This is a genomic window from Streptomyces capoamus (assembly GCF_014654935.1).
GTDB lineage: Bacteria > Actinomycetota > Actinomycetes > Streptomycetales > Streptomycetaceae > Streptomyces > Streptomyces capoamus.
In genome coordinates, this window is the sequence record NZ_BNBF01000003.1 from 62,179 (window position 1) to 77,884 (window position 15,706).

Genomic DNA, 15,706 nt, shown 5'->3' on the forward strand with positions numbered 1-15,706 from the left:
CTCGGGGTGGTCCGGGGTGAACACCTCGTGCTCCTCGGACAGCACCGTCAGGCCCGCCGCGGTGACCATGTCCGTGAACGCCCCGGCCGCGAAGCTCGTGACCCGTACCGGCTGCCCCATGAAGACGCCCTCGACGTCCTCCACGTCCAGCGGCACGGTGGCCAGCGCGACCGTACCGCCGGGCCGTACCGCCCGGGCCAGCTTCGCCACCACCGCGGCCTGCTCGGCGCGGGTCATCTGGAGCAGCGAGAAGTAGGCGCACGCGGCGTCGAAGGACGCCTCCGGCAGCGCCGTCCCACGGATGTCGGCGAGCCGGAACTCGGCCCCGGGCACCTGCCGGGCGGCCAGCTCGACCATGACCGGGGAGACGTCGACGCCCAGCACCCGGTGACCGGCCTCGGCCAGTGTCCGCGCGGTCGGCCGTCCGGTACCGCTGCCCACGTCCAGCACCCTGCTGCAGGGCGCCAGCAGTTCCAGCAGCCGGCCGAGCGACGCCCGGTGCGGCGCGGAACCGGCGAACGCCCGCTCGTACTCCAGCCCCAGCGCGTCGAACACCTCGGCGGCCGGTGCCCGGCGGTCCTCCTCGGTCACCACGACTCCTCCCGTCACCCCCGGCGGCGCGCCCCTCGCGACGCCCGCCGCGGCCCGCCCGTTTGCCATGGGCGGCGGACGCACGGCAGGGTGCCGCTTGTGCCTACCCTGCTGATCGTCCATCACACTCCCTCGCCTCACTGCCAGGCGCTGTTCGAGGCCGTCGTGTCGGGCGCCACGGCACCGGAGATCGAGGGCGTCCGCGTCGTGCGCAAGGCGGCCCTGTCGGCCACCGCCTCCGATGTGCTGGGAGCCGACGGCTACCTGCTCGGCACGCCCGCCAACCTCGGCTACATGTCCGGTGCCCTCAAGCACTTCTTCGACCAGGTCTACTACCCCTGCCTGGACGAGACCCGCGGCCGCCCCTTCGGCTACTTCGTGCACGGCGGGAACGACGTCACCGGCGCGGTCCGCGCCGTCGACACCGTCACCACCGGACTCGGCTGGCGCCGGGCGGCCGAGCCGGTGACCGTCACCGGTGAGCCGGGCAAGCGCGACATCGAGGCCTGCTGGGAGCTCGGGGCGAGGGTCGCGGCGGGCCTGATGCCCGGGGGCTGAGCAGGCCCACGCCGGCGCGGGCCGGTGACCGGTCGCGCGGCCACCGGAGTGATCTTCGAACGGTCGCGCCCGGTGACCGGCGTGGGCCGAAGCCCGCCTGAAGAACGCTCTGTTAGTCCTATTTGTGTGTTCATAGGATTGTTAGGGAGGTGCTGGCGGGCCCTCGGGACACGTCTTCCCGCGGTGTTGCCGCTGCTCATGGCCGCGTACGGCGGGCCGCCGCAGCGTGCCGTCGCCGACGGAGCCGGAACCCAGGGGCTGGCCCTCTGGGTCGCCGTCGACACCCGGCCGGGTACGGGGGCGACCCGCCCCGGCATCCGGGTCGGCCGCCCGCTGGTGAAGGAGTACCACCTGATCAACCGCACCGGGGCCGACCTGTACGACGTACGGGTGAGCGACCCGGGCCTCCCGGACGCCGACATCCGCTGTCCCGGCGGCGGCGACCGCCTTCCGATGCTCCGCGGCCTGGACTCGGCGACCTGTACCGCCTGGGCCACCGCCCGGCCGGGCATCCGGATCGCCGACGTCACCGCCGTCGGCCGCATCCCCTCCCTCGGCGTGGAGTCCCGGACAGCCGCCCGCTCCGGATACGCCGGTGTCGGCGGACACCTCGAACTGACCGAGACCGTGGCGACCGGTGCCGGAGCCCTGGGCCGCGCCCCGGCCCTCGGCCGGGCCACCGTCTTCTACGACGTGACCAACACCGGCAACCGCACGGTGTTCGACCTCCGGCTGACCGACCCCGTCCTCCAGCCGCCCGCCATCGTCTGCGCGTCCGGCGACGCCGTCGTGCCGAGCCTGGAACCGGGCGGCTCGGCGCGGTGCGTGGCGACCGTGGAGCTGCCCCCGGGCCGGTACGTCAGCGAGGGGAAGGTGACGGGCACCGACCGGCTCAAGACCCTGCGACCCGACGGCTGCCCGGACTGGCCGCCGCGACTCAAGGCCCATGCGACCGGCGAGTTCACCCTGTACGAACCCCCGCCCCCGCCACCGCCACCGGCGCCTGTACCGCCATCCCCACCCCCGGTGCCCCTGCCGCCCCCGGTGGTACCCCCGCCCCCGGTGGTGCCGCCCCCTGTCGTGCCGCCGCCCCTCCCTGCCCCCGTGCCGCCCCCGGTGCCCGTGCCTCCGCCCGTGCCCCCGGTCCTCCCGGTGCCGCCCGGGGGCGTCTTCCCGCCGCCCCCGCCGTTGCCTCCGGCCGGTACGGGTATCCCGGTCCCGGCGCCGGCCCCTCCCGCGCCCGTGGCCGCCGCGCCTGCGCCGGGGGTCGCGGCCCCCGGCGCGGCGGCCGGCGCAGGGGTCGGCGCGGGCGCAGGCGCGGGAGCTGCTGCCGGGGCCGGCGTTGCGGCGGGTGCGGGCGCCGGGACGGGCGCGGGCGGTGGCGCCGGTGCGGCGGCGGGCGCGGGCGCTGCGGCGGGTGCAGGTGCAGGTGCAGCAGGTGCGGGTGCCGCCGCCGGGGGAGCGGCGGCGGGGGCCGGTGCGGCTGCTGGAGCAGCGGGGGCTGGAGCAGCGGGCGCGGGCGCGGGTGGTGCCGCCGCTCCCGGGGCCGGTGCCGGTGCCGGTGGGGGCGCTGCGGCCGGCGGTGCAGGGGTGGGGGCCGGTGCGGCCGCCGGTGCCGGTGCGGCGGCCGGCGCGGGCGCCGCGGCGGGAGCTGCGGCTGCCGGTGCCGCGGCAGCCGGTGCTGGTCCCGGGGCTGGAGGAGGAGGCGGGGCCGGAGCCGCGGCTGCTGCCGGTGGTGCGGGGGCCGCAGCAGGAGCGGGAGCCGGCGGTGCCGCTGCCGCCGGTGCGGTCGCGGGAACTTCCGCCGGCCAAGGCGGCGTCACCGCGGGGGCCGCGAGCGGGGGCGCCGCGACCGGAGGCCAGTCGACGGGCGGTCAGGCCACGGGGGGTCGATCCACCGGCGGCGGGACAACAGGGGGCCAGATCACCGGAGGCGGCACGACCGGAGGCGGGACCACCGGAGGCGAGACCACCGGTGGCCGGTCCGCCACACCCAGTCGCCCCCCGGCATCCACCCCCTCGACCCCCTCGACCCCGTCCACCCCCTCTACCCCCTCCTCACGCACCCCGACCCCCCGCACCCCGCACCAGCGGCCGCCGAACGCCTCCATCCTGTCCCGCTTCATCCGCCCCGGTGGAGGGCCCACCGGGCTGGGACTGCTCGCGCTGTTGCTTCTGCTGCTGCTCCCGGCCGCCCTCGCCGCAGCGCTGCTCGGCTCGCGGCGCATCGGCAAGTAGGCGGCCGGCAGGGCCCTTTCCCGCACCGAGGACACGAGACGACAGGAGACCGAGCCGATGATCGAGACCTTCGCGGTCGTGGTGGGGATCGCCATGGTCGCCGCGGGCATCGTGGTGATCCGGCACCACTACTGGCCCCCCGACCCGGGCGAGGAACCCCGCGAGGACGTCGCCGAGTACATCTCCATGATGGTCGGCGTCCTCTACGCCCTCGTCCTCGGTCTGTCGATGGTGTCCGTGTGGGAGACCCGGTCCGGCGCGGTGGGGCACGTGCAGGCGGAGGCGAGCGCCGCCCACCAGATCCGGCTGCTGTCCGCGGGACTGCCGGCGCTGGAGGGCGAGCGGACCCGGGACGCCGTGGACGCGTACGTGCACCACGTCCTGTCCGCCGAGTGGCCCGCCATGGCGCAGGGGCAGCCGCCGGGCCGGCGCGGCTGGGACCTGCTGAACGACCTGCGGGCGGCGGGCCGGGTCCCCGCCGACGCCACCCCGGTGCAGCAGGCCACGCTCCAGGAGACGCTGGCCCAGCTCAGCGCGCTGGACGACGCCCGGCGCGGCCGGGAGGCGGACGTGGCCGACGCCCTGTCACCCGTGCTGTGGTTCGGGCTGGTCGTCGGCGGTGTGCTCACCGTGGTCTTCATGTTCATGTTCGGGGTGCGGCGGAGCTTCACCCACGTGGTGATGGTGATGGGCCTGACGGCGCTCATCACCTTCACCGTGCTGCTGGTCTACGAGCTGAACCAGACCTTCACCGGCATGTTCGCCGTCGACTCCTCTCCCTTCACCCGTTACTTCACGGGCAGTTGACGGTGCGGAGTCCGGCCCGCCGCCTCCGCGCGCAGCCGGGCGGCGATCCGCCGCTCGTCCGGCCAGCGCACGTCGTACGCCCAGCCCCACCGTTCGAAGCGGGCGATCAGCCAGGCCGTGAGGTCCGGCTGGCCGCGCAGACCGCCGTGCCGGGCGCTGCTGGGGTCGGCGTGGTGGAGGTTGTGCCAGCCCTCGCCGAAGGTCAGCAGCGCCACCCACGCCACGTCCCGGGACTGGTCGCGGCCGGTGTAGTGGCGCGGGCCGAAGGCGTGGGCCACGGAATTCACCGACCAGGTGACGTGGTGGACGACGGCGTACCGGACCAGGCTCGCCCAGAACAGGGTGACCAGCGCGGCCCGGCCGTCCTGGGTGACCGCCAGGACGAGCACCGGCGGCAGGCCCAGGGAGACGGCGATGGTCAGGGGGTACCAGCGGTCCAGACGGCGTACGTCGGGGTCGGCGAGCAGATCGGGGGCGTAGCGCGGGTGGTGGGCCCGTGCCGCCGAGGAGAACCAGCCGACCTGGGCGTGCCACAGCCCTTTCAGCAGCGCCCGGCGGCCGGTGCCGTACTTCCACGGCGAGTGCGGGTCGCCCTCCCGGTCCGCGTGCTGGTGGTGGCGCCGGTGCTCGGCCACCCACAGGGTCACGGGGCCCTCCATGGCGAGACCGCCCGCCACACCGAGGGCGATCCGCAGCGGCCGTTTCGCCTTGAACGACAGATGGGTGAAGTGCCGGTGGTAGCCGGCGGTGATGCCCATGATGGACAGCGCGTACATCCCGGCGCCGAGCGCCGCGTCGTACCAGCGGGGTCCCCAGCCGCCGGCCAGGGCGACGGGCAGGGCCAGCGCCAGCACGACCAGCGGGGCCACCACGATCGTGATCAGCGCGTGGGTGCGCAGCGAGGCACTGGCCGGGACCGTGTCGGGGAGCGGGGAGCCCAGGCCCTCAGGGCGTTCGGGGGACAGGGTCACGGCGCGCCCCCCACCGGGGCGGGCGAGGCGGTAGAGGGGGTCATGTGCGGCGATTATGCGGCAGTCACGGGTCCGTACGGCCCAGACTCGGCGGGTGGTGCGGCACCCGGCGGCATCCTCTACCTGGATGGATGAAGGTGCGGGCGCGAACGCCCTGGCCGACCATGGGAGCGAGGCCGCGCCCGCCGACGCGGCCCCCGCCCTGTCCACGCGTCGTCGAACCGAGGGAGAGCCGGATGCGAGCGGACGGCAGCGCACCCGGACGGCCGGCGCCGGACGGTCAGGACGCCAGGGAACTGCTGCGCCGGTGCGCGCGCGACGTGGTCGACGTCGCCGAGGGCATCCGCGCGGTGTCCGAGCGCACCAGCACGGCGCTGTTCGCCCCGGCCCTGGCCGTCTCCGCCCGCCGGCACCCCCGTACCGGCCTCGCCGCCCGGTGGGCGCTGCTGCGGGCCCTGACGAACAGACAGGGGCTCGGCGGCAGCGCGATCACCGCGCCGAAGGGCATGGGTCACGTGATCGGCGCCGCCGGCGAGGTGCTGGGCCGGGAGAGCCTGGCCGCGCTGGTGGCGGTCACCTCGCTGCGGCTGCGGATCGCCGCCGTGCTGGTCGACCACCCGGAGTTCGAGCGGGACCCCGGCATGCGCCGGCTGACGGAGGCCGTCACGGCCGACAAGGACCTGGCGGCCGTACGCTCCCTGCGCGCCCTCTTCCGCGACCAGGGGGCCCAGCGCGCCTTGTCCGGGCTGGCCCCGCTGATGGCCGAACTCCTCGCGATCCGCGCCCTGCTGGACGAGGACCCGAAGAACGACGAGACCGGCTGGGCGCTGGCCACCGGCCGCGAGCTGTCCGCCGACCCGCTGCACGGCATCAGTGCCGCCCACCTCGCCGGCCTGGACAAGGGCGAGGGCGCCGCCGAGGCGGTCGACCTGACCGACCAGGAACGCCAGGCGATCGCCCCGGAGGGCTCCTTCCTCGGGTTCCTGCGCAACATCGAGATGCTTTCGACCGACGGGCGGATCCTGCTGCAGGACGTGCGCGGTCCGGACAGTGTCGTCCGGTACGTGCTCCAGGCGCCGGGCATGGCACCCGGCCGCCCCCGCAACGACTCCCCGCAGGACTTCGTCGGCGCCTGGCGCAACCTGTTCATGACGGACTCGCCCTACACCCGCTCGATCCTGCTCGCGCTGGAGGACTACGGCATCCCGCGCGGCGCCGAGGTCGCGCTGATCGGACACAGCGAGGGCGGCATCGCCGTGATGAACCTGGCCCAGGACGAGGAGTTCTGCCGCGCCTACCGGGTCACCCACGTCATCGCCGTCGGCTCCCCGGTCGACAACAAGGTGCCCGCCGACCCGCGCACCTGGGTCGCCACCATCACCAACCAGCACGACATCGTGCCCGTCCTCGACGGCCGCGGCGCGGGCTCCGCGTTCGACCCGCACCCCCACTGGTACGAGGTCGACTACATCGGGCCCACCCACGAGTTCCCGCTGTGCCACATGCTCCGCGAGTACATCGAGCACCTCCGGACCGTCGTCCCGGAGGCCCGCGAACGCGTCGACGAGGCCCTCGCCCCGTACCGGGGCCCCGTCGTGCGCACCCAGGCCTACCAGCTCAAGGACCGTGCCAACCCGCCCGAGGGCTACCCCTTCCTCACCCTGCCCACCACCTCGGTGCCCACCACGGCCGGCCCGGTCGACGTACCGGTGCGCTACTACGACTCCTCCGCCGCCCACCTGTGCTTCCCCGTCGACGCGGACGCGGCCCGCTCGCTGCTGCCCGATGTCACCTGGATGACGCCGAGCCGGCTGGGCCGGCGGGCCATGGCGGTGCTGTCGCTGTACGAGCACCGCTGCACCACACTCGGCCCGTACACCGAGATCGCCCTGTCCGTACTGGTCGACGACCTGTGGCGGCCCCGCCCCTACGACGTCGCCCTGGACGTGCTGCGCCGGGCCGACCTGCGCCGCACCGGCCGGTACGTGCTCTGCCTCGCCGTCACCAGCGAGGAGGCGAGGGTCGCCGCCGCGGAGATCTGGGCCCAGCCCGCGCTCCGGGTCACCGCCGAGGCCGACCTGATGGGCCGGCAGATCGGCGTCCGCTCCCCGGACCTCGGCGTCACCGTCGACGGCCGCCTCGGGCGCGGGGTGCGCTGTCCGGAGGCCGACTGGATCCTCTACGGCCGCCGCGGCGGGAGCACGATCCGCACCCTGGTCCGCGCCCACGGCAGGCTGCGGCTGCACACCGGCGCCGGTATCCGGCTGCGGCTGGACACCGCGGCGGCCGGACCCCTCGCCGGGCAGGTGCGCCGGCTCGGCCTGGAGGGGGCCCGGCCCCGGTTCGTCCTCGCCTGCCCCCAGTTCATGCAGCACCGCAGCGCCGGCGCGGTCCTGCCGCGCTGACGCCCCCCACCCCCCCACCGCCCGCGGGAGCACGCCATGGTGACCGAGTCCCCCGACGTCACGTCGTACGACCCCGAACTCCTCGACCACGTCGGTTCCTTGCGGTCGGACGCCGCACTGATGGAGGAGTACGCCCGGCGGCTGCGCGCCACCGCGGCCACCCTGGACGGCTGTCCGGCGGGCCCCGAGTGGAGCCGGCCCGTACTGGAGCGGCAGGCCGACGCCTGTGGCACGGCGGCGGAGCAACTGCGCGCCGCCGCCGAGGCGTTGCTCGCGCACACCCGAGCCGGGGACTGAGCCGGGCTCGGTCGGCGCTCAGCCGGCCGCTCAGGAGGCGACGGCGGCCCGGGCGTCGGCCGCGCTCCGGCCGAGCGACACGTCGTAACGCGGCTTGTCGTCCTCCGGCAGGTTGCGGTGCACCAGGTCGGAGAAGCTGCGGGTCTCGCGGACGGCGCGCAGGCCCTCGGGGGAGAAGGTGTCCGGTCCGAACAGGCGCGGAGAGAGCAGCGGGTTGTTCAGCGCCTCGGAGAACGCGTCGACCGAGATGATGCGTTCGAGCAGTCGTCCGAAGATCGCGCCGGGCTCCGGCTCCTCCGCGAACAGCCCGGCGTACAGGTCGATCGCGTCGACGTCGCCGTACACGTCCCGCAGCGCCTCCTGCACCCGCGGGTCCCCGGAGATCTGCCGTGTGTCGGTGACCCGGGGGAAACCGTAGTAGGCGCGGTAGTCGTTGTACGAGGCCAGCCGCAGTTCCCGGCCCACGGCGACGCTGTGCGCCTCGATGGGCAGCAGCAGTTCGTCGGTGTTGAACAGCCCGGACAGACCGGCGCTCTGGCGGGACAGGTCTTCGAACAGCGGGCCGAGACCCCGCTCCACGACCAGCCGCCCGTTGGCGATCGTGCGTGCCAGCGGCACCGGACGGCCGGCGATGGTGTACGCCGACGGGATCAGGCTGTGCCACCGGTAGACGAGACTGAACTCGATCGTCGCCCAGTTCTCCCGGTGCCACACCCCGCGGTCGGTGCGCACGGGGTCGAGGACGAAACCGAAGTGGTACGGCGTGATGTGGTTGATGTACTCCTCCAGCATCACCCGGATCATCATCACGATGAGCGTGTTGCGGGTGGTCTGGAAGATCCGCTCGTCGTCCCAGTCCCGGTGGGCGGCGGCGAGGAGACCGGCGACCCGGTTGTGCTCGCGCAGGAACAGCACGTTCAGCGCCATCGGCCCGATGTGCGCGTGCACGCGTTCCCCGCCGCACGCGAACAGCGTGTCCAGGCATTCCCCGGGCACCTCGTCGAACCGGACCGGCCGGATCACCCGGAACTCGTCCGCGATCCTCCCGTCCGCGCACAGGGCGGGCGGGAACTCGGCCCCGTCGATGATCCGGCTCTTCAGCCGGCCGCCCTGGAACGTCCGCAGGCAGGCGGTGACCTCCTCGCGGTCCCCGTACAGCTGGCACATGTCCAGGGTGTGCGGCGAGTCGGTGCGGCGCGGGTCGCCGGTGGCCGCGTGACCGCGCAGGAAGCCGTCGGTGAACCACTGGGCGAACGCCGGCAGCAGCGCGCTGGACCGGGTGCACGAGCGCCCCTGGCCCTCCCGGCGGAACAGCTCGGCGACCCGCTCGGGGGCGGGCAGACCCTTGGCCGGCCCGGCCGCCGGCGGCAGGTGCCGGCCCACCCAGGAACGGTCGGTCAGCGAGTCCCAGGAGGTGTACGGGGCCTTGGTGCTGAGCGGGTTCGGGCGCGTCGGTGCCTTGAGCACGGCCAGGTCGGTCAGCTTGGAGTTGAGCCTGCGCTGCAGCCACCGGCTGCGCTGGACCGCCTGCCAGGCCGGGCCGTAGTGGGTCAGCACGTGTGTCTCGAAGCGGTTGCGCACGCCGTCCCGGGACCTGTCCCGGGCCCCCGTCCACGGCACGGTCCGGGTCGGGGACGGACGAGTGGTGACGGTCATGGGTCCTCCGGTCGGTTCGCGGGTCGGATCCCGGTGCCGGGCGCGGTCCGCGGTCGGGCCGCACCCGGGCGGGTCGTGGGCCGGCAGGCAGGGGCGGGTACGGGTGCACGGTCGGGAGGGGTCCGGACCACGGTCCCCGTCGGACACCGGTCCCCGTCGGACCGCGGTCACGGCCGGGTTCCGTGCGCACCGTGCGGCTCGCGGCGGGTTCAGCCGGTCGCCACGGCGGGGCGGCCCGAGCGCACCCGGTAGTGCTGCGGGAACGGGGTGCCCGCGTAGTCCAGCGCGTCCTCCCCGCCGGGCAGCGGTCGCACGCCGGGGCGCAGCAGCACGCGCCGCACCAGCTCGGGCACGATCACCTGGGCCGCGTACCTGCCGACGCAGTCGTGGGCGCCGTAGCCGAGGACGAGGTTGTGCGCGGGCGGGCGTCCGGGCCGGAACTCCTCCGGCGCGTCGAGCACCTCCTCGTCGGACATCGCCGACGCGAAGCAGGCCAGCACCACGCTCTTGGCCGGGATCACCGTCCGCCGCGGCGTGCCCGCGGCCAGCACGTGGTCGCGCAGGCACAGCCGGGGGGTGACCGGCACGAACGGGTGGAAGCGCAGCGCCTCCCACACGTACGCGTCGAAGCGCGCCGGGTCGCCCTCGCGTGCCGTGCGCACCGCCTCGGCCAGCGCCTCCGGGCGCACCGCGAGCTCCTTCAGGGCCGTGGCCGTGCACTGCGTCGCGTTCTGCTGGTAGCCCGTCAGGTAGCCGACCAGGTTGGCGTTGATCCGCTCGTCGTCGAAGCCGTACTCCGCGGGCAGCCGGGTGCGCAGCATCCGGCCGAGGACGTCGTCGGGACCGCCGTCGTGCGCGGTGTCCCGGCGGCGGGCGATCAAGGCGGAGACCTCGTCGTGCAGTTCACGGCCGGCCGCCACACCCGCCGCGTGCACCTCCGGGTCGCGGCCGGGGTTGACGGCGAACGCCCACTGCATCCGTCGGGTGCACGAGTGCAGCGTCTCCTCCGCGACACCGGTGAACCCCAGATAGGCGACGGCGACCCGGGCGGCGGTTACCCGGGCGTAGTCCTGGATCAGGTCGAAGGTGTCGGCGCCCCGGCCGGTCACCTCGTCCAGCACCTCGTCGGCGATCCGGGCGGTCAGCTCCCGCACCCGGGGCGCGTCCTCCGCGGCGAGCATCAGCTGCCCGTAGCCACGCTCGCGCCAGTGCACATCGGCGCCGTCCCGGGCCAGGACGAACGGCGCGCCCAGCACGTCCTCCAGCGCCGGACCGAACACCCCCACGGTGAACGTCGAAGGCGCCGACAGCACCTCCAGGACATCGGGGTGCCGGGTGACGAACACGCCGACGGGCGTGCTGAACACCGGGCGGCGGGCGCGCAGCTCGGCGAAGAGGGCCGCCCGGCCGGTCGCCATCGTCGTGCGCAGCAGGGCCACCCGCTGCGGGACGTCGTCCTCCGGGATCGCGTCGTACGCGGCGAGAAAGTCCATGACGGCCATTCAGCCACCGGCCTGCGGACCCCGCACGTCAAACAGGCATTCAGGGCAGAATGGGCATACGAGCGCGCTGCCGGCGACGACCGGCACCGGGGGAGGAACGGCGGAGAGGAGCGCCCGATGCTGTCCGCGTGGGCCGGGGCCCTGGTGCCCGTCTTCAGCGACACGAGCGTGAGCGGCACCGGTCACCTGGCGCGGCCGCCCGGCACCGGCTGCGTCCTCGCCGCCAACCACACCTCGTTCTTCGACCCGGTCCTCCTCATCGGCACCCTGCACCGGCTCGGCCTGCGCCCCGCCGTGCTCGCCACCGCCGGGCTGTGGCGGGTGCCCCTGCTGGGCCGGGCCCTCACCCGGGAGGGGTACGTGCCCGTCCACCGGGGCAGCCGCCGCGCCCCGGACGCCCTCCGGCACGCCGCCGACGCCCTCGGCGCCGGGCGCACCGTGCTCATCTACCCCGAGGGCGGCCTGCCCCGCTACGACGCCTCCCACGACCGGCCGCCCGGCCGCCTGAAGTCCGGCGTGGTCCGGCTCGCCCTGTCCACCGGCGCCCCGGTGGTCCCGGTCGGCCACGCGGGCGCCCGCCGGGTCTCCTCCGGCAGCCGCGCCAAGCAGCTCGCCGGCTGGGCCACCGCGCCCGTGCGCCGGCCCCGCGTCCATGTGCACATCGGCCCCGCCCTGCGGCTGGACACCTCCGACGAACCCCTGGACGACCTGGAAAGAGCCCTCGCCGGAGCCTGGTCCAGCGCGGTCCGCGCGCTGGACGACGGGCCCGCCGGGCGGCACTGACCTCCTCGGTCCCCCTCCCGTGCCCGGATTCACGCATCCGGGTGGTGGCGGCCGCCGACCTGGGCCGAACGAGGTGCGGCGGCCGGGAACCACGCGGCGCGGCCCGGATAATCACGCCTCATGCAGCAGGCGAGAGCAGGTGTACGGCGGGCCCCCGTCGCCATCACCGGACTGGGCATGGTCACCCCGGCCGGCATCGGCCGGGACGCGGCCTGGGCGGGCCTGTGCGCCGGACGGTCCACCGCCACCGCGGACCCCGCCCTGGACGGGCTGCCCGTCGCCTTCTCCTGCCAGGTGCCCGCGCTGGACGCGGCCGGCCTGCTCGGGCGCCGGCTGGCCCGCCGGCTCGACCGGTTCACCACCTTCGCGCTGCTCGCCGCCCGCGAGGCCGTCACCGACGCGCGGATCACCCCCGACGGCTGGGACGGCGCCCGGGTCGGCGTGGTGATGGGCGTCGGCACCGGGTCGATGCAGGGCTGGCAGGCCGAGTTCGACCGGCTCGCCGCCCGCACCCCCGAACGCGTCTCCCCGTTCGCGCTGCCGCGCAGCGTGCCCAACATGGCCGCCGCCGAGATCGCCCTGGACCTCGGCGCGCTCGGCCCCAACATGGTGGTCAGCACCGCCTGCGCCTCCGGCACCAGCGCCCTCGGCCTGGCCCGGGACTGGCTGCTGTCCGGCCGCTGCGACCTGGTCCTGGCCGGCGGCAGCGAATCGGCCCGGCTGCGCATGACCGCCGCCTGCTTCGCCCAGATGCGCGCCCTGTCCCGCCGCGCGGACAGCCCCGACGCGGCCTCCCGCCCGTTCGACCGGGACCGCGACGGCTTCGTCCTCGGCGAGGGCGCCGCCGTCCTCGTCCTGGAACGCACCGAGGACGCCCGCGCCCGGGGCGTACGGGCCCAGGCCCTGCTCGCCGGGTTCGGCGCCTCCTGCGACGCCCACCACTTCACCGCCCCCCGCCCCGACGGCGACGGCGCCGCCCGCGCGCTGAGCGGGGCCCTCACCGACGCCGGCCTGGCCCCCGAGGACATCGACCACGTCAACGCGCACGGCACGGCCACCGGACAGGGCGACGCCGCCGAACACAACGCCCTGCACCGCGTCTTCCGCCGGCCCCCGCCCGTCACCGCGGTCAAGGGCACCATCGGGCACGCCATCGGCGGCGCCGGGGCCATCGAGGCGGCCTGCACCGTGCTCACCCTGCGCCACCAGCTGATCCCGCCCACCGCCAACCTGGACACCCTCGACCCCGCGATGGACCTGGACGTCGTCACGAAGGCGCCCCGCCCGCACCCGATACGAGCCGCCGTCAGCAACTCCTTCGGCTTCGGCGGCCAGAACGCCGTGCTCGCCTTCACCGCCGTCGACTAGCCCGGCCCCCGGCCGAGAAAGGGCCGCGATGTCCTCCGAGATGTCCTCCGAACTCCCCGGACCGACCCCGGTGGCGGCCGGCGGGCGGTCCTGGCCCACCGGCGAACAGCTGATGATCGCGGTCTTCGTCGCCGTACCGTTCCTCGCCCTCGTCGCCGCCGTGCCGCTGGCCTGGCGGCACGGGCTCAGTCCCGCCGACCTCGTGCTGGCCGTCGCCTTCTACCTGGTCAGCGGGCTCGGCATCACGGTCGGCTTCCACCGGCACTTCACCCACGGCTCGTTCAAGGCCGTAAGACCGCTGCGGATCGCCCTCGCGCTCGCCGGCAGCCTCGCCGTCCAGGGCCCGCTCATCACCTGGGTGGCCGACCACCGCAAGCACCACAAGTACTCGGACCGGGACGGCGACCCGCACTCGCCCTGGCGGTACGGCCACTCCGCCCGCGCCCTCGCCAAGGGCATGCTCTACGCCCACCTGGGCTGGCTGTTCGAGACCGAGCACGCCTCGCCGCGCACCTACGCGCCCGACCTCGTCCGTGACCGCGCCCTGATGCTGGTCTCCCGGCGCTTCGGCGTCCTGGTCCTCGCCTCCCTCGCCCTGCCCGCCCTGTGCGGCGCGGCGCTGACCCGGTCCTGGCAGGGCGCGCTCAGCGCGTTCTTCTGGGCCGGTCTGGTCCGCATCTGCCTGGTCCACCACGTGACCTGGTCCATCAACTCCATCTGCCATGCGACCGGTTCCCGCCCCTTCCGCAGCCGGGACCGCTCGGGCAACGTGTGGTGGCTGGCACCGCTCTCCTTCGGCGAGTCCTGGCACAACCTCCACCACGCCGACCCCACCAGCGCCCGGCACGGCGTGCTCACCGGCCAGCTCGACGCCAGCGCCCGCCTGATCCGCTGGTTCGAACGCCTCGGCTGGGCCCACGACGTCCGCTGGCCGGACGCCGACCGGGTGACGGGACGGCGCAAGGACACCACCTGACCTCGACGAGCCGGCCGGGGCGGCCCGGGTCTCCCGCAAGGCAGAGGTGTCGCAGGTCGGTCGGACGACGGCCGCTCGTGTCGGGGAGCCCTGGCGCGGCCCGGTCGGGCTCAGCCGGGCTGTTCCTGCGAACCGGGCCTGGGGCGCGTCCGGGTCCACGACGGGTCGGCGGCCGGAGCGGTGGCGGGGACGGGGGTGTGCGCGGGGGTGGGGGTGTGGTGCATGGGGGTCCTTCGGACGAGTGGGGGATGGTCCGGGTGGTGACGGTGGGGGAGCCGGAGCGGGTGGGGCCTCTTCCGCGGCGCCGCAGAAGGGGCCCGGCCCGTACCGGAGTTCTTCAGGCCGCGGTACCGCCGGTGCACGCGGGCCGGGGGCGGCCGGCGGAGCCGGGGGGCGGGGCCCCGGAGGCGAGCCGGTCGGGGCCGTGGGGCCCAGGGAGTCGACCGGGACGCTCGCCTCCGGGTGGTCCGGGGGCACCGGCCGGGGCCGGTGGTGCGGCACCGGACACCCCGCTCCTGATCAGGTGCGGTCGGTCCGGGCCGTGGTGGTGGGGTGGTCGGTCCGGTGCGTGGTCGTGGGGCGGTCGGGGGAGGGAGGGCGGAGCCATCGCCGTGCGCCTTTCGTCCGGCCTCGCGGGGGCTGCGGGCCTCCGGCCGGTCGCTCGGGCAGCGGACGTCACACCGCCCGGCGGCTGACCGTGCCGGCGGCTGTCTCCCCGAGCCGGCCCCGCCGCCTGCTCCCGGGTCGGCCGAAGCAGCGGGTCCACTCTGGCACTTGCCGACCACGCGCCGCAACCAGCAAGTTGAAATTTGCAAGTGGTGAAGTGCATGCTGCATCCGCCGGAACGTGATCGAATGGGCTCGCGAGCGAGCGGGACCGCGTGCGACCGCTGACGTACCGGAAACGGACCTGACGAGGGGGTGGGGCGTGACCGCGGAGACCGACTGGGGCGGCGCCCCTTCCGTGCTGCGCATGATCCTCGGCCGCCAGCTGGAGGAACTGCGCGCCCGGGCAGGTCTCAGCTACGCCGAGGCGGGCGCCGCCATCGGCGTCAGCCACTCCACGATCCGGCGCATGGAGGCCGCCAAGGTGGCCCGGTTGCGCCTCGCCGACGCCGAGAAACTGCTCCAGGTCTACGGCGTCACCGACCCGCACGAGATCGACACCTTCCTGCAGTCCGTCCGCGAGGCCAACAAGCGCGGCTGGTGGCACACCTACCGCGACGTCATGCCCGACTGGCTCGCCGCCTACCTGAGCCTGGAGCAGGCGTCCCTGCAGATCCGCGCGTACGAGAACCAGTTCGTGCACGGCCTGCTGCAGACGGAGGACTACGCCCGCGCCCTGCTCACCGTGGACTACCCGCACGCCACCGCGGAGGCCACCGAACGGCGCGTCGCGCTGCGCATGCGCCGCCGGGAACTGCTGGCCAGACCGGCACCGCCGCGCCTGTGGGTGGTGATGGACGAGACCGTGCTGCGCCGGCCGGTCGGCGGCCCCGAGGTGATGCGGGCGCAGATCGACCACCTCCTCGAGGCCGGCCGGCTGCCCCACGTC

General features: G+C 75.2%; 13 protein-coding genes. 9 read left to right on the plus strand and 4 right to left on the minus strand.

Going from position 1 to position 15,706, the window contains the following annotated elements; all coding sequences use genetic code 11:
* The coding region (locus IE312_RS06185; RefSeq protein WP_370467520.1) for a class I SAM-dependent methyltransferase at positions 1–660 on the minus strand (660 nt) is incomplete at its 3' end.
* Positions 661–690: 30 nt separating this feature from the next.
* Here IE312_RS06185 and IE312_RS06190 point away from each other — a divergent pair.
* The 3 genes from IE312_RS06190 (at position 691) to IE312_RS06200 (ending at position 4,194) form a co-directional block, all read left to right on the plus strand.
* Positions 691–1,149, plus strand: coding sequence for a flavodoxin family protein (locus IE312_RS06190; protein WP_189979092.1), 459 nt, complete (start codon positions 691–693; stop codon positions 1,147–1,149).
* Positions 1,150–1,332: 183 nt separating this feature from the next.
* Positions 1,333–3,387 (plus strand): hypothetical protein, encoded by a 2,055-nt coding sequence (locus IE312_RS06195; RefSeq protein ID WP_189979095.1) that lies wholly within the window; start codon positions 1,333–1,335, stop codon positions 3,385–3,387.
* 57 nt (positions 3,388–3,444) lie between these two features.
* Positions 3,445–4,194, plus strand: coding sequence for a bestrophin-like domain (locus IE312_RS06200; protein ID WP_189979097.1), 750 nt, complete (start codon positions 3,445–3,447; stop codon positions 4,192–4,194).
* Here the strand turns inward: IE312_RS06200 and IE312_RS06205 are convergent.
* Entirely contained in the window at positions 4,176–5,165 is a 990-nt protein-coding gene (locus IE312_RS06205) for an acyl-CoA desaturase (protein ID WP_189979098.1), read from the minus strand. The two genes, IE312_RS06200 and IE312_RS06205, sit on opposite strands and share 19 nt — an antisense overlap.
* 236 nt (positions 5,166–5,401) lie before the next feature.
* On the opposite strand from IE312_RS06205, the gene IE312_RS06210 reads away from it, so the two are divergent.
* Entirely contained in the window at positions 5,402–7,570 is a 2,169-nt protein-coding gene (locus IE312_RS06210; protein WP_189979100.1) for an acetoacetate decarboxylase family protein, read from the plus strand.
* A 36-nt stretch (positions 7,571–7,606) separates the two neighbouring features.
* Entirely contained in the window at positions 7,607–7,867 is a 261-nt protein-coding gene (locus tag IE312_RS06215; RefSeq protein ID WP_189979102.1) for a hypothetical protein, read from the plus strand.
* Between the two features lie 30 nt (positions 7,868–7,897).
* Here the strand turns inward: IE312_RS06215 and IE312_RS06220 are convergent, their stop codons facing one another.
* Entirely contained in the window at positions 7,898–9,523 is a 1,626-nt protein-coding gene (locus IE312_RS06220) for a peroxidase family protein (RefSeq protein WP_189979104.1), read from the minus strand.
* A 209-nt stretch (positions 9,524–9,732) separates the two neighbouring features.
* Positions 9,733–11,016: a cytochrome P450 gene (locus IE312_RS06225; RefSeq protein WP_189979106.1), complete on the minus strand. Its 1,284-nt coding sequence runs from the start codon at positions 11,014–11,016 to the stop codon at positions 9,733–9,735.
* A gap of 126 nt (positions 11,017–11,142) precedes the next feature.
* On the opposite strand from IE312_RS06225, the gene IE312_RS06230 reads away from it, so the two are divergent.
* From IE312_RS06230 to IE312_RS06245, 4 genes are all read left to right on the plus strand, one after another.
* Positions 11,143–11,808: a lysophospholipid acyltransferase family protein gene (locus IE312_RS06230; protein ID WP_189979108.1), complete on the plus strand. Its 666-nt coding sequence runs from the start codon at positions 11,143–11,145 to the stop codon at positions 11,806–11,808.
* 120 nt (positions 11,809–11,928) lie between these two features.
* Complete coding sequence (locus IE312_RS06235) at positions 11,929–13,176, plus strand: beta-ketoacyl-[acyl-carrier-protein] synthase family protein (protein WP_189979109.1); 1,248 nt, start codon at positions 11,929–11,931, stop codon at positions 13,174–13,176.
* Positions 13,177–13,204: 28 nt separating this feature from the next.
* Entirely contained in the window at positions 13,205–14,152 is a 948-nt protein-coding gene (locus IE312_RS06240; RefSeq protein ID WP_189979111.1) for an acyl-CoA desaturase, read from the plus strand.
* A gap of 927 nt (positions 14,153–15,079) precedes the next feature.
* A partial coding sequence (locus IE312_RS06245) for a helix-turn-helix domain-containing protein (RefSeq protein ID WP_229899164.1) occupies positions 15,080–15,706 on the plus strand: 627 nt, incomplete at its 3' end.